This window comes from Brachyspira murdochii DSM 12563, from assembly GCF_000092845.1.
Classification (GTDB): Bacteria; Spirochaetota; Brachyspiria; order Brachyspirales; family Brachyspiraceae; genus Brachyspira; species Brachyspira murdochii.
The window spans coordinates 965,762-985,725 of the sequence record NC_014150.1; the positions used below are offsets into that span (position 1 = coordinate 965,762).

General features: G+C 27.3%; 18 protein-coding genes and 1 tRNA gene. 6 read left to right on the forward strand and 13 right to left on the reverse strand.

Going from position 1 to position 19,964, the window contains the following annotated elements:
• Positions 1-8: 8 nt before the first annotated feature.
• The 5 genes from BMUR_RS04100 to BMUR_RS04120 all read right to left on the reverse strand — a co-directional run bounded on the left by BMUR_RS04100 (position 9) and on the right by BMUR_RS04120 (position 6,061).
• A complete protein-coding gene (locus BMUR_RS04100) occupies positions 9-1,040 on the reverse strand; it encodes a deoxyguanosinetriphosphate triphosphohydrolase (RefSeq protein ID WP_013113337.1) in 1,032 nt (343 codons plus the stop codon).
• A gap of 80 nt (positions 1,041-1,120) precedes the next feature.
• Positions 1,121-2,191 (reverse strand): hypothetical protein, encoded by a 1,071-nt coding sequence (locus tag BMUR_RS04105; protein WP_013113338.1) that lies wholly within the window; start codon positions 2,189-2,191, stop codon positions 1,121-1,123.
• Positions 2,192-2,239: 48 nt separating this feature from the next.
• Positions 2,240-2,740: a BspA family leucine-rich repeat surface protein gene (locus BMUR_RS04110; RefSeq protein WP_013113339.1), complete on the reverse strand. Its 501-nt coding sequence runs from the start codon at positions 2,738-2,740 to the stop codon at positions 2,240-2,242.
• A gap of 17 nt (positions 2,741-2,757) precedes the next feature.
• Positions 2,758-5,046, reverse strand: a complete 2,289-nt coding sequence (locus BMUR_RS04115) for a BspA family leucine-rich repeat surface protein (RefSeq protein ID WP_013113340.1) — start codon at positions 5,044-5,046, stop codon at positions 2,758-2,760.
• A gap of 10 nt (positions 5,047-5,056) precedes the next feature.
• The gene (locus BMUR_RS04120) at positions 5,057-6,061 is read right to left on the reverse strand and encodes a segregation/condensation protein A (protein ID WP_013113341.1); all 1,005 of its coding nucleotides are present in this window, start codon (positions 6,059-6,061) and stop codon (positions 5,057-5,059) included.
• A gap of 123 nt (positions 6,062-6,184) precedes the next feature.
• Here BMUR_RS04120 and BMUR_RS04125 point away from each other — a divergent pair, with 123 nt between their 5' ends.
• Positions 6,185-7,165, forward strand: a complete 981-nt coding sequence (locus BMUR_RS04125) for a Gfo/Idh/MocA family protein (protein WP_013113342.1) — start codon at positions 6,185-6,187, stop codon at positions 7,163-7,165.
• A gap of 115 nt (positions 7,166-7,280) precedes the next feature.
• On the opposite strand, the gene BMUR_RS04130 is transcribed toward BMUR_RS04125, so the two are convergent.
• From BMUR_RS04130 to gltA, 3 genes are all read right to left on the reverse strand, one after another.
• Positions 7,281-9,155, reverse strand: a complete 1,875-nt coding sequence (locus tag BMUR_RS04130) for a hypothetical protein (protein WP_041749978.1) — start codon at positions 9,153-9,155, stop codon at positions 7,281-7,283.
• Between the two features lie 14 nt (positions 9,156-9,169).
• Entirely contained in the window at positions 9,170-9,790 is a 621-nt protein-coding gene (locus BMUR_RS04135; protein WP_013113344.1) for a hypothetical protein, read from the reverse strand.
• 451 nt (positions 9,791-10,241) lie between these two features.
• Entirely contained in the window at positions 10,242-11,642 is a 1,401-nt protein-coding gene (gene gltA, locus BMUR_RS04140; protein WP_013113345.1) for an NADPH-dependent glutamate synthase, read from the reverse strand.
• A 407-nt stretch (positions 11,643-12,049) separates the two neighbouring features.
• On the opposite strand from gltA, the gene rpmB reads away from it, so the two are divergent.
• Positions 12,050-12,241 (forward strand): 50S ribosomal protein L28, encoded by a 192-nt coding sequence (rpmB, locus tag BMUR_RS04145; RefSeq protein WP_013113346.1) that lies wholly within the window; start codon positions 12,050-12,052, stop codon positions 12,239-12,241.
• A 24-nt stretch (positions 12,242-12,265) separates the two neighbouring features.
• A complete protein-coding gene (gene ispH / locus BMUR_RS04150) occupies positions 12,266-14,017 on the forward strand; it encodes a 4-hydroxy-3-methylbut-2-enyl diphosphate reductase (protein WP_013113347.1) in 1,752 nt (583 codons plus the stop codon).
• Between the two features lie 87 nt (positions 14,018-14,104).
• Here ispH and BMUR_RS04155 read toward each other — a convergent pair whose 3' ends face one another.
• A complete protein-coding gene (locus tag BMUR_RS04155; protein WP_013113348.1) occupies positions 14,105-14,926 on the reverse strand; it encodes a DUF4912 domain-containing protein in 822 nt (273 codons plus the stop codon).
• Positions 14,927-15,081: 155 nt separating this feature from the next.
• Here BMUR_RS04155 and BMUR_RS04160 point away from each other — a divergent pair, with 155 nt between their 5' ends.
• Complete coding sequence (locus BMUR_RS04160) at positions 15,082-15,618, forward strand: hypothetical protein (protein WP_013113349.1); 537 nt, start codon at positions 15,082-15,084, stop codon at positions 15,616-15,618.
• A 75-nt stretch (positions 15,619-15,693) separates the two neighbouring features.
• A tRNA-Asn gene (locus tag BMUR_RS04165) sits at positions 15,694-15,766 on the forward strand.
• A gap of 42 nt (positions 15,767-15,808) precedes the next feature.
• Here BMUR_RS04165 and BMUR_RS04170 read toward each other — a convergent pair.
• The 4 genes from BMUR_RS04170 to BMUR_RS04185 all read right to left on the reverse strand — a co-directional run bounded on the left by BMUR_RS04170 (position 15,809) and on the right by BMUR_RS04185 (position 19,056).
• Positions 15,809-17,485, reverse strand: a complete 1,677-nt coding sequence (locus tag BMUR_RS04170) for an ABC1 kinase family protein (RefSeq protein WP_013113350.1) — start codon at positions 17,483-17,485, stop codon at positions 15,809-15,811.
• Between the two features lie 94 nt (positions 17,486-17,579).
• Positions 17,580-17,894 carry a phasin family protein gene (locus BMUR_RS04175; RefSeq protein ID WP_013113351.1) on the reverse strand — a complete coding sequence of 105 codons (315 nt, stop codon included), beginning with the start codon at positions 17,892-17,894 and terminating at the stop codon, positions 17,580-17,582.
• A 129-nt stretch (positions 17,895-18,023) separates the two neighbouring features.
• Positions 18,024-18,236, reverse strand: a complete 213-nt coding sequence (locus BMUR_RS04180) for a hypothetical protein (RefSeq protein WP_013113352.1) — start codon at positions 18,234-18,236, stop codon at positions 18,024-18,026.
• A gap of 22 nt (positions 18,237-18,258) precedes the next feature.
• Positions 18,259-19,056: a TM2 domain-containing protein gene (locus tag BMUR_RS04185; protein WP_013113353.1), complete on the reverse strand. Its 798-nt coding sequence runs from the start codon at positions 19,054-19,056 to the stop codon at positions 18,259-18,261.
• Between the two features lie 148 nt (positions 19,057-19,204).
• On the opposite strand from BMUR_RS04185, the gene BMUR_RS04190 reads away from it, so the two are divergent.
• The gene (locus BMUR_RS04190; RefSeq protein ID WP_013113354.1) at positions 19,205-19,945 is read left to right on the forward strand and encodes a DNA methyltransferase; all 741 of its coding nucleotides are present in this window, start codon (positions 19,205-19,207) and stop codon (positions 19,943-19,945) included.
• Positions 19,946-19,964 lie beyond the last annotated feature (19 nt).

A 19,964-nucleotide genomic window follows, 5' to 3' on the forward strand; every position in this document is an offset into this window, starting at 1 on the left:
TGCTTTATTTAAATATAATTAAGTTTTCCGTAAGTAATTTTTTTATGTAAACTTATAGCCTCCGAATCAGTAAGATGTGCTACATAATCTTTAACAAGTTCTTCATCGCTTTTATAAGGAATATCAGCTTTTTTAAATAAATTGTCTTCTTCTATTATTTCTTTATGTTTTAATAAATATTCAAATATAGTAGATATAATTCTATTAACTCTCTCTACATCTTCAAGTATAGCCTTGCTTTCATAGACAGTTTTAAACATAAAAGCCCTCAAATCATTAATAGCCTTTAAAACTTTCTCATCAATATCTATTTCCATTTTCTCCATGCTTGCTTCTATTACACCCATAATCATAGTATCAGCTCTCTCTCCGTATGTAGTGCCTAATATTTTGATAATATCTTTAGGCAAATCCTCATATTTAAGAAGTCCGTATCTAATAGCATCATCAACATCATGATTGGCATATGCTATAGTATCTGATATCCTTACAATCATACCTTCATTTGTAGAAGGACCAGAAGAATCTGCAATAAGTTTTCCATTTTTTCCTTTTGTATGCTTTATAATTCCATCTCTTACCTCAAAACTTAAATTAAGCCCCTTGCCTTTTTCTAAATGCTCAACTACTCTTAAAGAATGAGAAGAATGATGAAAACCTTTGAAATATTTTGATATAGCCTTCTCACCTGCATGTCCGAAAGGAGAATGTCCCAAATCATGACCAAATGCAATAGCTTCTGTTAAATCTTCATTAAGTCTTAATGCCCTTGCTATGCTTCTTGCTATCTGCATAACTTCAAGTGTATGTGTAAGCCTAGTTCTAAAATCGCCTACCGAAAGCATTATAACCTGTGCTTTATCTTTAAGACGTCTAAAATATTCACTATGTACTATTCTGTCTCTGTCTTGCATATAAATTGTTCTTATATCATCTTTTTCTCTCGGGTATACTGTTCCTTTGCTTTCAGATGAAAACGCTGCGGCTTTAGATAAAAAAGATTTTTCTCTGGTTTCTATATCAAGTCTTATTGTTCTCAAAATATTTTCCTTAAATAAAGAGTAATTATAATTATGTTAATAATAAATCAATTAATGAAAAAAAACAATAATATAAAAAATTAATTAAATAAATAAGCCAAATAATGCTCTTTATTTATATGGTCTTTTAAATCATCTAAAGAAATAAATATTTTTTCATATCCATTATCAGACATAACTACAATACCCATATCTGTTATAAGAAATATTAAATTATCATTATAAAAACTATTGGGGGCATTATATATTTTTAATAAATTATCAGAATTATTTACTAAGTCTTTAAAATAAGAGCTTATTAATTTTTGACTATTCAAATCATAAATAAGAGAAATATTATTAATTGTAAGTTTTTTATCTTCTTCTACTTGAGTAATTCTTTTATATATGCAAATAGTTTTTTCATCTAAATATAATATATTAAATGCATATAAATCTTTAAGTTTAAGAAAATACTTTTTTAGTTCATAAACAGAAAATTGTTTTAAAAATGAACTAACTTCATCTGAAAGCTCTTTTTCTTTTTTAAATTTGAAATCTTCTGAAAAATTATATTCGCCATTAATATCAAAGTTTATTTTTTCTTTATTATCTATAAATGGATAATAGAAATTAAATAAATGATTAAGAATTGTTACAGTTAATCCCTTAGTTTTTAAATATTTAAATCCGCATATATGAAATTTTTTTATATTTATTTTAGGTTTATTAATTATTTCAAAAATACCTTCTATTTTTTTACCATTAATATACATATCATATTCAATTTTTGAAAGACTATTATTTTTTAAATTTATTTCTGCAATATTTATTTTGTTTAAAGTTATAAAGTCTTCAGTATCATAATCAAAAACTTCAATCTTTTTACTGTTTCCTGCAATCTCATAAATACCAAAAAAATTAAAATTATTTATAAATATTTTGCCCATATACAAATAATGAATGCCCTCATCGATATTTTCAAATCTACTACAGTAAATATATATATTATTAATATTGTCTTTAAGTATAGTAAAAGTTATATCCTTTATATAAAAATAAGGACAGTATTTATTTTTCATTAAATATTTAAAAATAATAATTAAAATAATAAGAAAAACAATCAATACAAAATATTCACTATGCAATATACTATATAATAAATTTGTCATTCATAAACCCTCATAATTTTTGTATTTTTATAATTTAATAATAAAAACTTATATGTACCATTTAGGACTTTCAGTTAAATTTGTATTTATAAACATATCTTTTGTATAAGTATCTTCTCTCACTTTCCAAGCATCTAAATCCTGATTAAAACTAACAGCATTCTCAAACATACTGCACATATTTTCTACATTGCTTATATCCCATTTATACAAAGGCATATTGAAACTACTAGCTCCATAAAACATATAACTCATATCAGCAACTTTAGAAACATTCCAATCATTAATATTTATATTGAAATTTTTTACATTATGAAACATAGATTTCATTGTTATAACATTAGAAGTATCCCATTTCTCTATACCTGAAAAATCAGACCTTACATTGTAACTCTCATATTCACTGTAAGAACCCTCAAAACATGCAAAATTAGGCTTATCAAAAAGCATAGACATATCAGTTATTAAAGAAGTATCAATATCGCCCAAATATATATTACTATTTTCTATTAAACTTCTCAATTCAATTTTATTTTTTGGTTTATACACAATTAAAATCCTAATATTTAATAAAAAAGTTCTTCTTTTTTAAAATCACTTATCATTAAAACAAGCCAATAATATATAAATCTATTATCAGCTGTTTTATTTTCTCTATTGTAAAATGATATATTAATTTTAACAATATCTCCATTATTAACATATTCGTCAAATTTAATCTTTATAGTAAATTTATCTTTTTTAAAATCTTCAAAACAAAAAATACTCTCTGAATATTCATAAATAACATTCATAGAATATCTGCCTGCAAATGCCTTTAAACTTGAATAAATTATTTCCATATTTTGAAGTTTATCTATTTCTTTTTCTAAATTATAAATGTCCATATTAAAAATTGGAAACTGATTTATAGGCTGTGATATATCATAATCATTTAAATGTATTTTCCATTTTGTTATATCTTCTTTACTTAAATCAAATACACTGCATAAACTAATATAACAATTTTCATTTATGATAACATAATTATCATTTAAGTCTGTATAACTATTATCTCCTAAATATCTAAAAGAAGTTTTAAAATTCATATTTTTATCATATAAATTCCATATCAAACTAACAGCATATTTATTCATTATAGGATTATCAATAAAAATCTCTTTCCAAAAATTATAATTATATTTTTTACCACTTATTAAAATTTTTATCAAATTATAATTCTGGCTCTTTAGTATATTTGGAATCTCTTTTCTAATATACTTTATCTCTTCTTTTATATTTTCTGGAAAGTGTTTTGGTATTGATTTTAATTGTTTTTTATGATTAATATCAAACAATTCTACTACATTATTATTTTTAAGGGATATTTTATATTTATTATCATTCACTTCTATAATTTTCTCTCCCTTTTTATCAAATCCAAAATCATATACCAATTTGAAACCTAATTCATATAATTCTAAATTCATTTTTTCAGCAATAGAGTTTAATAGGTTAACAGCCTCTTTTTTAATTGAAGCTTTTCTATGTCTAGCAAAAACATTATATAATAAACTTAAAGCAAATTTACTGTCTGTATGTAATGCTAAAATCTTCATAAATAATATAGAACTATTTTCTCTATTATACATTTCAATTAAAATATTATCATCAGCATATACACCGCAAACTAAAACAGAAACATCTTTTTTTGAATTAATATATATTTCTCTTATGCAGTTTTTAAAACTTTCCTTATCAAGAAAATTTATTATATTATCAAGACTTTGTATTTTATAAATATACTTTTTTAAATTAAAATATTCTAAATAAATATACTTTATTATTTTTATGTCTATAATTTTTGATTTATCTTTACTAAAGACTTTTATTTCTTTTTCTTTTATTATATCATCAATGAACTTTAATTTTGTATTATTTTTCTTATCATAATTCACAAAATTTTCTATATCTTCTATATTACTAAAATTTAATACTTCATTATTATTCGTTTTTAAGTCTGTTAATTCTCTATAAAATTCATTTTCAAGCATTATTCTAAAATCAGCATATATTTTATTATCATAGTTAATAATGCTTTTATATGCCTCTTTTACATTATTTTTTATCATTTCAAATTGTGTAATCTTTAATGATTTATTCTTTGCTGTTACATATTCAGCAACTATAAATTGTATAGGTATTTTATTATTATTTTTTAATGTTGTTTCCTCAAATGCAAAATCCAAATCTGATACATTATCTAAATTCCAATCTGATAAATCCTGATTAAACATTACAGCATTATAAAACATAGTAGACATATTTTCCAATTTTCTAGTGTTCCATTTATTTAAAGGCTTGTTAAAACTTCCTGCCCCATTAAACATAGAAAGCATATACTTCACATTATAAATATCCCAATCATTTAAAGACTTATTAAAATTATAAGCACCAGCAAACATACCAGTCATATTTTCAACATTAGAAACATTCCATTTATCTAAAGGCTGATTAAACTTTTCACATAAACAGAACATATTAGCCATATTTGTAACATTAGATACATTCCAACTATTAATATCCTGATTAAATTCCTTACAACAAAAAAACATTCCTGTCATATTATTCACTTTTGAAGTATCCCATTTATATAAAGTCTCATTAAATTGACTTAAACCTGCAAACATAGATTCCATATTAATAACATTTTCTGTATTCCAATTCTCTATGCCTGAATATTCTTTTCTATTAGTTTTCCTAAATAAATATGACATATCAGTTATTAAAGAAGTATCAATATCGCCTAAATAAATATTATTGTTTTCTATTAAACTTCTTAATTCTATTTTATTCTTTGGTTTATATTTACTCATAACTTATTTATTAATTTTGATTATCTGAAGTATTTTTATTATTTTCTTCTGAAGAATTACTTTCTATATTTGTACTGTCTTCTGATGTACTTTCCTCTTTATCATTAGAAACTTCTTCTGCATTATCACTTTCTTCTTCACTATCACTATTTTCTTTAGATATAAAACGCTCATCTCTTTTAAATACATATATCTCTTTAAATCTCATCTCTTGTTTAAGGAGAATTTCTTTTTCTTTAACAAGTTCAAGCATAGCCAAAAAGAATGTAACAAGCTGTCTCTTTGTAACTCCATCTTTAAATAATACTATAAAAGGGAAAAAAGCTGTTTCTGATAATTTTATCCTTATCATATCAATAGCATTATCTATATGGAAATTGGACATTCCAGAGAGAACTGCCAAATCTGTTTCAGGCACAAACTGAACCTTTGTAAAAGCATACACCAAATCATAAAGTGTAACATCTTTCCAAGCAACTTCATTATCATCTAAAGAATTAATATTATTAAAAAATTTTACTCTCTCTGTATCTTTACGTTCAAATATAGAATCCGAAGCCTCCTGAAGCCTGTCAAGCTCTTCAGAAACCATTTTATATCTCTGAAACTCAAGCATCTGCTCTACTATTTCAAATTTTAATCTGTCTGTAAACTTATCATCATCTATATCATGCGGTAAAAGCATTTTTGATTTATATAGATGAAATTCAGAAGCAACTACCAAAAAATCCCCTGTAGAATCAAGATTCAATGCTGCCTGAGCTTTTAAATATTCAACAAACTGATCTATAATTTCCAAAATAGAAACTTCATATATATTCTTTTCACTTCTTTTAAGCATATCAAAAAGTATAGATAAAGGTCCTTCATAATCTATACTCGATAATGAAACTGTAAACTCTTTATAATCAGGCTTATTATTTTCTGCTTCTTTATTATTCAATACATCAGCATTATTTTCTTTATTGCTGTTTTCTTTATTTTCTTGATTTGTTTCGTTTATATTCTTTTCCATAATGTTTTATACTATATTATAAATATATAAAAATTCAAGTATATAAGTTTTTATTATATTGACAATAAATAAAATTCTAATATTATTTTATTAATAAAATAACTAAAATAAGGGGTAACTAAAATGAAAAAAATAAATATAGGTTTTATAGGAGCTGGAAATATAGCAGAAACTATGGCAAAAACTATATCTAAAATAAAAGAAGTAGAATCATATGCTGTAAGTGCTAGAGATTTAAAAAGAAGCAAGGCTTTTGCTAAAAAATATGGATTTAAAAAGTTTTACGGCTCTTATGAAGAGATGTTAAAAGATGAAAAAATTGATTTAGTTTATATAGCAACACCGCATTCGCATCATTATGAACATATAAAACTATGCTTAAACAATAATAAAAATGTAATATGTGAAAAAGCATTTACTGTTAATACCAAACAAGCGAGAGAAGTATTGATACTAGCTAAAAAGAAAAAACTTTTGCTTGCAGAGGCTATATGGACAAGATATATGCCTAGCAGACAAATAATAAATGACACTATAAAAAGCGGTATTATAGGAAAAGTAAGTTCATTAACTGCCAACTTAGGGTATGTTATAAATAAAGTTCCTAGATTAATAGAACCAGAATTAGCAGGAGGAGCTTTGCTTGATGTAGGTGTTTATACTATCAATTTTGCTTTAATGGTATTCGGAAATAAAATATCTAAAATAGATTCCTGCTGTGTAAAGACTAAAAAAGGAGTAGATGAACAAAACTCTATTACATTAACCTTTGAAGATGGAAAAATGGCTGTATTAAACTCTACAATGTCTGCATTAACCAACAGAGAAGGAGTTATAAATGGAGATAAAGGCTATATGGTGATAAAAAATATTAATAACCCAGAAAGTATAACAGTTTATTCTCTTGACAGAAAAGTTGTAAAAACTATTAAAGTACCAAAACAAATAACAGGATATGAATATCAGATACTTTCATGCGTTGATGCAATTAATAACGGCAGACTAGAATGCAAAGAAATGCCGCATGAGGATATTTTGAGAGTGATGAATATAATGGATACTTTAAGAAGAAGTTGGAAAATAAAATACCCTTTTGAAAAATAAAAAGATAAATTTATTAATAAAAGAATATTAATTCCAATATTAATAAAATCATATAAACATAAAAAAGCCATGCATGAATATGATTCATACATGGCTATTTATTTTTTAATAACTTTTAGTTATTTGTTTGAGCTGCTTCTGTATCAGTAGCTGTGTTAGCTTCTTCTGTAGCAGTATTGTTTTGCTGCTGATTTCTCAATATCATAGCTTCATCATAAGTAATATATTCCATATTAGGATCATAAGTACCAGATCTTTCTTCTCCATTCATACTAGGTATAGTTAAAACTTGTCCCGGAAGTATTAAATCTGGGTTATTAGGATCTCTTAATATATTTCTATTAGCTTGGTATAATCTATACCATTGTATAGGGTCATTATATATGAAAGAGTATCCAGCTATTCTCCATAAAGCATCAGTTAAAGGAGTTCTTTGTACAACTGTATAATACATAGGAAGTACAGTAACTTTACCTTCAGTATTAACAGTTTGACCAGTAGTTGCATCGATTATCTGACCTCTTTCACCATCGCCGTCTCCTTCTACTAAATCGCCGTCAACAGGTCTTTTTGGTCCCATTTCATATATAGCGTTCATAGAATTATTAGCTTCTTCAAGTTTTTGTCTTGCTAAAGTATTATCATTATTAGCTAATGCATCTTCAGCATCCTTAATAACTTGGGAAAGATTTTGATCTTCTTCGCTATCTGGTATTATATAACCTTGATCAACAAGCTCTTGATATCTTGCTTTAATTTCATCTAACTGTCTTTGATTTTCTTCTCTTGCTATAGTATTATCACGTTCATTAATTAAATCGTCCATAGCTTTAGAAGCTTCTAATGCTTTTTCACTTGCAGCAGCAGGATCAGTTTCAACAATATTATTAGCATCAGCTAAAAGAGCAGATATATTTTGATCAACTTCATTTCCTCTGGTTATAGTATTGTCATTAACAAGACTGTCGTATTTTTCTTGAGCATTGGCAATATCTTGCTTAGCCTTAGCAATTGCATCTGCCTGTTCTTTAGCAAGTGCTTCCTGTTCTGCTTTTTGTCTAGCTTCTTCTTCAGCTTTTTTCTTAGCTTCAGCTTCTGCCTTAGCTTTTGCTTCAGCCTCTGCTTTTGCCTTAGCCTCAGCAGCAGCTTTTGCTTTAGCTTCTTCAGCTTTTCTCTTAGCTTCAGCTTCTGCCTTAGCTTTTGCTTCAGCAGCAGCTTTTGCTTTGGCCTCTGCTTCTGCTTTTGCTTTAGCAGCAGCGGCAGCTCTTTCAGCAGCAGCTTTAGCATCTGCTTCTGCTTTAGTTATTCCAGCAAGAGCAGCAGCAACATTTTGCTGTACGCTTGCAAAATTATCAGATTTTAAAGCCTCATCAGCTTGAGCCAAAGCACCAGATACAGTTTTATCATTATTATCACCTGCTTTTATACTTTTACCCAAAGCAGCATTATATTTAGCTCTTGCATCGGCTATAGTTTTTGAAGCAGTATCTCTTTCTCTGCCTAAATAACCTTCTTTAACAGTATTAGCTGATGATAAAGCATTGCTGTAAGAGTTTAAAACAGTTGTAAAAGTATTTGAAGCAGCGATAAACTCTTCATCAGTTTGAGCAGTAGCATCAGGAGCTGGAATGCTTCCTACGCTGGCATTTCCTTCTTCAAAATATTTAACAGCTTCTTCATAAGTTGTCTTGAATTGATTATCACTAGAAGCACCCATTTGATTTATTTCAGTAATAGCTTTATCAGCATCACTTCTAGTTTTACTTATTCTAACATTCATAAGTCTGTAGAATAATGCCATAGTAGCTTTATCTATACTAACAGAAGCCTCCTGAGATTTATCATAAGACTGCTGATATTGTCCTTCATTTTGAAGTGTGTCAGCCTCTTCTGTAATTCTTGCAGCATCTTCATAAGTTTGTGCTGGCAAAACTGACCATGTAAAAGATAATAAAGCTATAGTAGCTATTATTTTTTTTATTCTCATCATTTACTCCTTATATATTAATTCTGTTCCTGTTCAAAGGCTTCAACTTCCTGCATCATTTTTTCTAATTGTGCTAAGCGTTCTTTTACTGTTCTTAAAGCCTCATCACTTTTATCGAATTGCTCTTTAGTTTTATTATATAAATCAGTATATGCTACTTTAGCTTGATAAAGTTTATCTACCATTGTTCTATAATCTTTAGTTTCAGCAGCGTACATTGCATTAGCTTCCTGATATAAAGTATCAGCATTATTAAACTCATCAGCATACATTACACCAGCTTTAATGTTAATAGCATTGGTAGCACTTTCATCTGTTTGTTTCTTCAAAATTTCAGAATATGGTGGCAAGCCTTTATCCAAAACTAAATTATAATTAGTTTCAGCAGTTAATAATAACTCTTTAGCTTTTTCTGCCTCATCTTTGTTTTCTTCTTTCATGATAATATCAGCTTCTGCATAACCTTTTTCTGCTATATCAAAATCTTCTGGGGCAAATGTTTTTATCTCAGAATATTTGTTTACCACTGTATCTCTTAGAGCGGTTACCCTTTCGTATTCTTTTACTGGTAAGCCGCCGCATGAAATAAGCATAAAAGCTATTAAGGTGATAAAACCAACTTGTACCTTTAACTTCATAATTAGATTAATCCTCCCAATCTTTATTTTATAAAATATATCTTATGGCTTATAGAAATATAAACCATAATTATTAAAATAAGAAAAATATATTATTACAAAAAATATAATTATGTTAACACATATTATTATTAACGGTATAAAAGTCAATAGCTTTCATAGTTTTTTAGTTGTTTTATACAATGATTGGAGTTTAGATAAAAGAAAATTTACTTAATTTTGACATTATTTTAAAATAATTATAATTTATAAAAAACTTATTTATATTTTAATAAAATACGGATATCAGCAGGAAAAATAACTTTACTTCTATAATTTACTGATTTACTAAATCATATTATTTACAAAAACATATTAATAAATATTATTGCTTTACATATGTTTTTTAAAATAAAAAAGGAGACTAAAAAAAGTCTCCTTAAATATTGAAAAATATTCAAATCTGAGTAAATTATTTATTAGATAAATATTTATGTATTCCAGCTGCAGCTCTTTTACCGTCTCCAATAGCAAGAATAACTGTAGCAGCACCTCTTGCAGCATCTCCTCCTGCAAATACACCCTCTATAGAAGTAGCACCTGTTTCTTCATCAATAACATAAGTACCTTTTTTAGTAGTTTGTAATTCTGGTACTTTTCTAGCTATAAGAGGGTTAGGAGTAGTTCCTATAGCAATAATAACTGCATCAACTTCTATATCTTCTGTCTGACCTTCAACAGCAACAGGTTTTCTTCTGCCGTCAGCATCAGGTTCTCCAAGCTCCATTACCTGAGTTCTTATAGCTGTAACATTATCATTTTCATCTGCAAGAATCTCTAAAGGAGCTCTTAAAAATCTAAAATCTACTCCCTCTTCCATAGCATGATGTACTTCCTCTACCCTTGCCGGAAGTTCTTTTTGAGTTCTTCTATAAACTATATATACTTTTTCAGCACCTAATCTTACAGCAGTTCTGCAGGCATCCATAGCTACGTTACCTCCGCCTAATACAGCAACTCTTTTATGTCTTATAACAGGAGTATCTACTTCTGGGAATTTATAAGCACCCATTAAGTTAACACGTGTCAAATATTCATTAGCAGAATACACTCCGCAGAAATTTTCACCGGGTATATTTAAGAAAGCAGGAAGTCCGGCACCAGTTCCCAAAAATATTGCATCATATTCTTTTCTCAACTCATTAAAATCTAAAGACACACCTGCAACTTCATTTATTTTAAAATTAACGCCGTCTTTTTTAAGATTTTCTACCTCATGAGCTACCAATTCTTTTGGCAGACGGAACTCCGGAATACCATACATTAATACTCCGCCTATAGTATGCAAGGCTTCTAATACAGTTACATCATATCCTAATTTAATCAAATCCCCTGCACAAGCTAAACCAGCAGGACCTGCACCTACGACACATACTTTTTTACCGTTCTTTTCAACTTTTAAATCTTCATGCTGTGCATGTTTTCTTTCATAATCAGCAACAAACATTTCCAATTTACCTATAGCTACAGGTTCAAATTTTTTACCGACAACACATCTTTCTTCGCATTGAGTTTCCTGAGGGCATACTCTTCCGCAGGCTGCAGGCAAAGCATTAGTTTCTTTAATTTTTTTAGCTGCTTCTAAAAATTTTTTTTCAGCAACAAGCCCTATAAACTCAGGAATCTTTACTTTAGCAGGACAGCCTTCCATACAATGGGGTACTTTGCAGTCTAAACATCTTAAAGCCTCTGTATAAGCCTGTTCTTCAGTATATCCTGTAGGTACTTCCTTAAAATCCTTTCTTCTTTCTTCCGGACTTCTAGTAGGCATCTCTTGTCTAGGTATTTCACCTAATTTTGATCTTGGGGGCATATATCTCTCCTATTTAGGTTTTTTAACATCAATTAATTATTTTTATGCAGGTATTATACTATAATTTTTAATATAATCAATGGTTAACTTTTTATTTATATAACATTTATATAATAATAAAATTAATACATTTATATATAATTTTCTCTTGTAAATTTCTATATTTTTGTAATTGTATTATCAGTTTTTTAAGAGATTTATTAAACTATTATACAATACTCTTTTTCCTATGGGAAAGTAAAAGAAATTGTAAATGAATAGCTTCCTCAAAATTTAGTTTTTAAATAAGTATGATATAATTATACAAAAAAATAGTATCAAAAATAAATGCTCTATTGACTAGAATAATTTTTTATAATATAATCATACAATTATAAATTTAATATATCATTTCTTGGAGGAAAATTATGGCAAGAGTATGTGAAATATGCGGCAAAGGCAAACAAAATGGTCATAGCGTAAGCCACTCTAATATAAAAACTAAACGTTCTTTTAATGCTAATTTACAAAGCATTAGAATAGAAGTTAATGGTTCAGCAAAAAAAGCGTTGGTATGCACTAGATGTCTTAAAGGCAACAAAGTAGTTAAAGCTAAATAAAATTACAATTAATAAAAATAAACAATGAACGTAGATATAGGTAAATTCGCTGGTTTCTGTGATGGTGTAAAATATGCAGTTGAAAATACTTTTTCTCAGGCTGCTAAAAATAATAATAACGATGATATATATATTGACGGACATTTAATACATAATCCTCAGACTCTTGATATGTTGGAAAATATAGGCGTAAAAACATATGAAGATAATGAGGATATGTCTGTTTTAAATAATAAAACTGTTATAGTAAGAGCTCATGGAATATCTCCTAAAAGACGTGAAGCTCTGTCTAGCCATGCTAAAAAAATAGTTAATCTTACCTGTAAATATGTTGCTAAAATTCAAGGTCTTGTTAAAAAACATAGCTCTCTTGGTTATAGAATTATAGTAATAGGAAATCCTAAACACCCGGAAATAATTGGAGTATGCGGATATGCCAATGATGTCTATGTTGTTTACAAAGACGAAGATTTAAATAATTTACCTAATGATACAAAAAAAACTCTAATAGCAGCTCAGACAACATTACAAAAGTCAGTATTTGATAAATATGTAGATAAAATAAAAGAAAAATATCCTGATACAGAAATTATAGTAAAAAATACTATATGCGAAGCTACAGAACAAAGACAAAATGAAGTATTAGAAATAGCTAAAAGAAATGATGCCGTACTTGTTATAGGAGGATCTGAAAGCTCAAATACTAGAAATCTATATAATATAGCATCATCCATAAAGCCAGCATTTTATGTTGAATATAAAGAAGATTTAGAAAAAATAGATTTATCAAAATATAAAAATGTAGGCATAATGGCTGGAGCTTCCACCCCGGACTGGCTTATAGAAGATGTGGCTCAGACAATCAAAGATAAATATGCAAGTCCTATTACAAGATTTGTTTCTAGAATATTTGATTTTCTTAATTACGGATATATATTTTTCTCTGTAGGTGCTTTTTTAATGTCATATGCTATATATGATATATTATCAGAGCCTTTTCAGTATAAAATAGGTATAGTAATAGCTGCTTATTATCTGTATATGAGTTTGGGAAATGGGTACAGCAATTATACTATTAAAATAAGCGACAAAAGAAGATATTTATTCTATCAAAAAAATAAATTATTTTTTATGACACTTATAACTGTAAGTGCATTATCTATGTTTTATTTGGCATACAAAGTAGATATCGGAATACTAATGCTTACAATACTTTCAAGCCTTCTTGGCATAGGCTATAATATAAGTTTTGAAAATAAATCGAGATTTGAAACTTCGGTATTTTTTAAGCTATTTAAAAAACTTATACCATTTAAAGCTATAGTAATATCAGTTGCTGTTACAGTGCTTTTGAACGGATCTATATTTATAATGCATAGAAATATTATAAAAGAAAAGCCTTTCCTATATATATTTTCTACAAGCATAGTATTTTTATTTATGTTTATAAGGCAGGCATTGATAGAAATAAAATTCTCTCAAAGTGATAAGATAGCAGGTGCTGTAACTTTAACTACATATATAGATTCATCTAAATTAGCAGTGATAACTAGAATAATACCGATTGTACTAATATTATTTATGATTGTTAGTATTCTTATAGGAAAGTTTCCATTGGAGCTAAATAAATTAAAATACTTTATACCAATTATATACAGCAGTGTTGTATCTTTTGCTGTAATGAAAAAGAAGATTATAACAAGCAGACATCTATTTTCTATACTAATAGATTCTCCGCTTTATGTATTATTTTTAGCGGCATTAATCAACATTTAATTTACAGAGTCAGCAAAAACAAAAACAGAAAAATTAATAAAGTATATATCTATTAATTAATACCGCCTAAAAACTTAATTTTTTAATTTAATTCTTTTTTAAGAAAAGTGAAGAAGATGATGAACCAGCTAAATGATGTCTTCTCAAATCTATAAGTTCAAATATAGTAGCAGAAGATAAACTCTCTCTTAAAGCTTTAGGTGATTTAAGAAGTTTAATAATCTCTTCATTAACCATCCACTCCTCATCATAAACATTGCTTATAGAATCTCTAGGAGCATATATCATATTACTTCTGGCAAGCACTATGAATCTATTATTTTCATCATAATATCCTAATTCTCCAATAAAATAAGCATGAGGCATAGCTAAATTAACGTATCTGTCTCCATATATATAGTTAACTTCTATTTCTTTGTGTATCTCTCCATTAGTAATATCATATCCGAATACATGGAATATTCTTACAGATATTCTCTTGTCTTTTAAAGAATGATAAGCTATATCGCTGTCAGATATATCCCAATAAAAGAAACACCATTCTGGGTCACGCATCATAAGAACTAATTTTGTTTCATTATATCTGTCCGGAAGCTCTCTAACGATATCAACTTCATCAGGTATATACTCTTCTTTTTTTTCTTCTTCTTTCTCTAAAACTTCTAACTCTTCATCTTCTTTAACTTTTTTCTTTGAAACTGATTTTTTAGATGATGAAGTTTTTTTACTGCCGGCACTTAAAGCTGTTTTTTTAGTAGATGCAGATTTAACTGCGGCTTTTTTAGCAGAAACTGATGTTTTTTCTTCTTTATCTTCATCAGTTTTTTTAGCATTTACAGTTTTTTTAGCAGCAGCTGCTTTCTTTTTAGCGGTATCTTCAGCTGCTTTTTCTGTTTTTTTTGTAGCCATTAAATATCTCCATAAATTTATATTTTAAAAACATTATAGAATAAATACTTTTATTGTCAATAAGCAATACAAACTTTTTTACTTTTTTGATTTTACTAGATTTATATTATTACGATAATAAAAAAACAGAAAATTATTAACAATTTGGAGTAAAAGTGAAAATAAAATTTATTTCAGCAATATTTTTATGCATTGCCCTATCAGCATTTTCTCAAACAGACCTAAATATACCAATAACGCCAAGTAAGGATCAGGAATTGGATAGAGCAGCAGGATATTCTAGAACATTATCAAATTTTGACGGAAGTATTAATGCATATGCAAAATTAAAAGCATATATAACGCTCTTGGATTCTAAAGGAATGCAGGCATTAAAATCTCACCCATCATACCCAAAACTAGGTGATATTTATATGTATGGTGCTATATATTTAGAAAAAGAGTTTAAAGAAGATAAAATAATAGAACTTTATGAAAAGGCTTTGGAATTAAGGGCAGAACCAAATTCAAACTATAAACTTGCACTTAAATATAAAACTAAATATGATAATGCTGTAAAAAAAAATGATCTTGAAAAAGAAATGGAATACGGAAAAAAAGTATATGAATATTTAAATAACTACATAACGTTATCTGGAAATAAATCTCAAAAATATAAAGAAATACTAGAATATTTTAGTATTTATAAATAAAATAAATAAAAAAATTAGTTTTAGGTATTGACATTTATTATGTTTATGCTATAATACTTAAACATTAAACAACAATCCGAGATAGCTCAGTCGGTAGAGCAGGTGACTGTTAATCACCGGGTCGCAGGTTCGAGCCCTGTTCTCGGAGCATTTTTAAGCCTCCTTATTCAGGAGGCTTTTTTATTATCTTCTATTTCTTCTTAACATACTTATTAATAAATCTGCTTATTATCATTATAAATCCCATAATAGCAGAAAGTCCAAAACCTATCATACCTATAACTGAAGTACCATGAAATAAAGGAGGCATCTTGCTTGTTATAATTAAAGCACTTGCCATTATTAAAGAAGCTAAAACTATAGAGTAGCTAAGACGGTCGGCCAATCCGTCTAATGTACTTGATAATGATTCTAAGTTTTTATGCTCAAGCTGAATTTTCATGCTGCCTTTTTTCATTACAGATACCAAGTCACTGAAATCAGATGGTAATTGCTTTAATATATGAGAATAATCACTTATTAATTTTTTTGCCTGTTTTAATATATTATCAGGTTTTATCTGTTCCTTAACATATCTGAATGCAAAAGGCTTTATATGCTCTATTAATTTTACATCCTTATCTAAATTCCTTCCAACTCCTTCAAGAACTATCAAAGATTTTATTAAAAGCATAATATTGCTTGGAAGACTTAATCTAAACTCTCTTATTATCTCTATAAGTTCATTAAATACATCTTCTATATTAATATTATCCAAAGACATATCAATGTATTTATTAACTAAAACAAATATTGCCATATTAAAATCATCTATATTTTTTATATCGCTGTGATAGCATAAATCTAGTATTGCTTTTGATAATGCCAAATAATCAGCAGAACTTATACTCATAATCAAAGCTGAAAATGCTTCTTTAGAATTTGGAGGAATAAATCCTATCATTCCAAAATCCAAAAAACATAATACATTATTTTCTAAAGCCATTAAATTACCAGGGTGAGGATCGGCATGAAAAAATCCGAGCATAAATATCTGCTCTAATACTGCATCAATACCAATAGAAACAAGTTTTTTTCTGTCATACCTATCATCATCTGGAGATATATCCGATATTTTTATTCCATCTATATATTCCATAGTAAGTATGCTTTTTGTACTGTATTCTTCATATATCTTAGCTATTTTTATATTTTTATTATCTTTAAAATATCTTGCAAATTTAAGAGTATTATTTTTTTCAAAATTAAAATCAAGTTCCTGCAAAAGCTGAGCTTTAAAAGCTGTTATTAGTTTCTGCGGCTGCATTAAGGCAAACTCTTCATTATATTTTTCTATAATACTAGAAAGCCAAGTAATAACTTCTATATCCATTAATATATTATCTTCTATATTAGGTCTTTTTACTTTAATAGCAACTTTCTCACCTGTTTTTAACACAGCAGTATGCACCTGAGAAATAGAAGCACTCGCTTTAGGCTTCATATCAAATGATTCAAACACTTCATCTATTTTTTTGCCCAATTCTGTTTCTATAATATTAATAGCTTCATTTTCATCAAAAGGCTTTACATGATTTTGAAGTTTGCTAAGCTCATCTGTAATATCTTTCGGAAGTATATCATTTCTATTTGATAGTATCTGCCCAAGTTTTACAAAAGTGGTGCCTAAATCTTCGCAGGCCATTCTTATTCGCTCACCTCTGCTGTAATTGCGTAAATCAATACCTTTATATTTTATATTAATTTTATCTATTGGATTTTTTATTAGCTTTAATATAGGGGTTATAGCTATAATATCTCTGAAACCGTAAGCCATTATTATTGAAATTATCTCTCTTGCTCTATTTATAGATTTCATATTATTCATATTCATTTCCTATTTTTATATAAAAAAATGCACTATTAAAAATATATAAATAATTTTAATAATGCATTATTTTTTTAATTATTACTTAATTTTATTACTGATTATCCTTATTTTTTAAAGAGGCTTTTATTTCATCAAGCTCTTTTTTCATAGAATCATATTCTTCTTTTTTTACATACCCCATTTTATCTATAACTTGTTTAATTCTCTCATCTATAAATTCTGTAACCTCTTCTTTTGTTTCAGAAGCCTTATTTACCATATCTTTAACAAACTTTTCTCCCTCTTCAGCACTTATGTTTTTGTCTTTAACAAACTCTCGTGCTGCATCCTCTAGCTTTTCTTTGCCTTTAAGCATCATACCTATGCCTGCATAAAATCCAGATTTGATATCATCTGATATACCCATTGTTATCTCCTTAATAATTTAGAATGAATATTATTATTTACTTAAAAATAAAAAAAGTCAACACAAAAAAATACATATTTATAAAATGTATGCCAATTATATATAGTAAAATTCTTTAATTATAGAGTTTTATTTATCAATGGCATCAAAATAACAAGCCATAAAATCTCCTTCCCCATTCTCAAAATCTTGAACCATAGAAGAAACCTTTTTATTAAGTTCTTTTATCATAATATAAGCTATTTCCTGTGCCTTACTTTCTGTAATATCACTATTATTTTCTCTGATATGCTTTATAACCTTATTAATATCTACTCTTTTATATACACCGTCGCTATCCATTTTTCTAAACTCCTATTATTAATTAAATATAACCGCCCTTTCTTAATGTGCTTTTTAAAACATCTATATCGCTTGTAATATCAATTATATCATCTTTTTGTATATTTTCCAAAACCTTTTTTAAATATTCTATAACTGCTGAAACAGAATCTTTAATATCATGTATAATATTATTATTATTTACAGTTCTGGAAGATGATAAGTCTATATATGAATTAATAAGTTTTAATATAGTAGGTATATTATATTCAAGCATTTTACCAAGCTCTCTTCTTGATATGCTTTTATCTTCACAATTTTTTGACTTATCTATAACGCACATAAACAAACTATTTAATTGCCTTACATTAGATGCAAACTCATAATCAGTTATTGATTTTATACATTCATTAATTGAACTGTGATACTGAAGTGCCTTACATATCAATTCATCTTCTGTATTATAATTATTTTTTGTACTTTCTTTATTTTCTACATCATCAACATAGCTGTACTGAGCTTCAACGGCATTATCAAATCTGTTTGCATAAACTTCTCTCTCTTTATCTAATTCATTATTATAAGAGTATTTATCATCATTATTATCCGAATATTCCTCTGTAAAATAACTGCTGTTATATTTCATATTAAATGCATCATCGCTCATAAATATAAATCTAAGCAAATCTACTACACAAAGCAAATAAGGAATACCCGTAAAAAAGAATACAACATATAAAACTCCTCTCTTATACTGTCCTAAATAAAATTTCTGTATTCCTATACCGCCCAAAAACAAAGATAAGGCAGAACATATTATAGCTTTAAATCTTGTTTTCATTTATATAAAAATCCTATTTAATTAATATTTACAATTATATAATATATCAAAGTATTTTTTTAACAAGTAATTTTTATTTAATGCTTGTTAATAAATATGTTTTATTATAGTATATATATTAAATTTTATAATAAGCGAATAGTAAAATATGAAAAAAAAACTAGAATTACAAAGTACAACATTATGGGACTATCCCTCCCAGCAATATTTAAAAAGCGAAGAAGAAAAACATAAACACTATATAGGTGCCACTCCTTCATATATAATATGGAATCTTCTAAACAGATACACAAAAGAAAAAGACCTAGTAGTAGACCCAATGGCGGGAAGCGGTACAACTATTGATGTAGCCCGAGAATTAAACAGACGTGCCCTAGGATATGATATAAATCCAAAAGCATTGCAGAGAAAGGATATTTTTAAAGCTGATGCCAGAAAAATACCTATAGAAGATGAAAAAGCTGATTTTGTGTTTATAGATCCGCCATATAGTACGCATATAAATTATTCAGATGAAAAAAACTGTATAGGAAAATTAACTGCAAAAGAAAATGAATATTATGAGGCTATGGAAAAAGTTATAAGTGAAATATTTAGAATAATGAGAAAAGACAGATACATGGCTTTATATGTTTCTGATTCCTATGAAAAAGGATTTCCATTTATGCCTATAGGATTTAAATTATTTGAAATTATGAGTAAATACTTTATGCCTATAGATATAGTGTCTGTTGTACGCCATAATAAAACTTTAAATAAAGGAAATTATCATATAGCTGCTATAGAAAACAATTTTTATTTAAGAGGTTTTAATTATCTTTTTATAATGTATAAAAAAGGAAATAAAACTATAGATAATAACGGAAAAGTTCATTTAAGAAATTTATAAAGTTTTAAAAGTACTTAAC

What these genes read in the sequence shown, in the direction of transcription:
- BMUR_RS04105 (WP_013113338.1), bottom strand. Translation starts at nt 2,191, where the DNA reads ATGACAAATTTATTATATAGTATATTGCATAGTGAATATTTTGTATTG.
- BMUR_RS04115 (WP_013113340.1), bottom strand. Translation starts at nt 5,046, where the DNA reads ATGAGTAAATATAAACCAAAGAATAAAATAGAATTAAGAAGTTTAATA.
- BMUR_RS04120 (WP_013113341.1), bottom strand. Translation starts at nt 6,061, where the DNA reads ATGGAAAAGAATATAAACGAAACAAATCAAGAAAATAAAGAAAACAGC.
- BMUR_RS04125 (WP_013113342.1), top strand. Translation starts at nt 6,185, where the DNA reads ATGAAAAAAATAAATATAGGTTTTATAGGAGCTGGAAATATAGCAGAA.
- BMUR_RS04130 (WP_041749978.1), bottom strand. Translation starts at nt 9,155, where the DNA reads ATGATGAGAATAAAAAAAATAATAGCTACTATAGCTTTATTATCTTTT.
- BMUR_RS04135 (WP_013113344.1), bottom strand. Translation starts at nt 9,790, where the DNA reads ATGAAGTTAAAGGTACAAGTTGGTTTTATCACCTTAATAGCTTTTATG.
- gltA (WP_013113345.1), bottom strand. Translation starts at nt 11,642, where the DNA reads ATGCCCCCAAGATCAAAATTAGGTGAAATACCTAGACAAGAGATGCCT.
- rpmB (WP_013113346.1), top strand. Translation starts at nt 12,050, where the DNA reads ATGGCAAGAGTATGTGAAATATGCGGCAAAGGCAAACAAAATGGTCAT.
- ispH (WP_013113347.1), top strand. Translation starts at nt 12,266, where the DNA reads ATGAACGTAGATATAGGTAAATTCGCTGGTTTCTGTGATGGTGTAAAA.
- BMUR_RS04155 (WP_013113348.1), bottom strand. Translation starts at nt 14,926, where the DNA reads ATGGCTACAAAAAAAACAGAAAAAGCAGCTGAAGATACCGCTAAAAAG.
- BMUR_RS04170 (WP_013113350.1), bottom strand. Translation starts at nt 17,485, where the DNA reads ATGAATAATATGAAATCTATAAATAGAGCAAGAGAGATAATTTCAATA.
- BMUR_RS04175 (WP_013113351.1), bottom strand. Translation starts at nt 17,894, where the DNA reads ATGGGTATATCAGATGATATCAAATCTGGATTTTATGCAGGCATAGGT.
- BMUR_RS04180 (WP_013113352.1), bottom strand. Translation starts at nt 18,236, where the DNA reads ATGGATAGCGACGGTGTATATAAAAGAGTAGATATTAATAAGGTTATA.
- BMUR_RS04185 (WP_013113353.1), bottom strand. Translation starts at nt 19,056, where the DNA reads ATGAAAACAAGATTTAAAGCTATAATATGTTCTGCCTTATCTTTGTTT.
- BMUR_RS04190 (WP_013113354.1), top strand. Translation starts at nt 19,205, where the DNA reads ATGAAAAAAAAACTAGAATTACAAAGTACAACATTATGGGACTATCCC.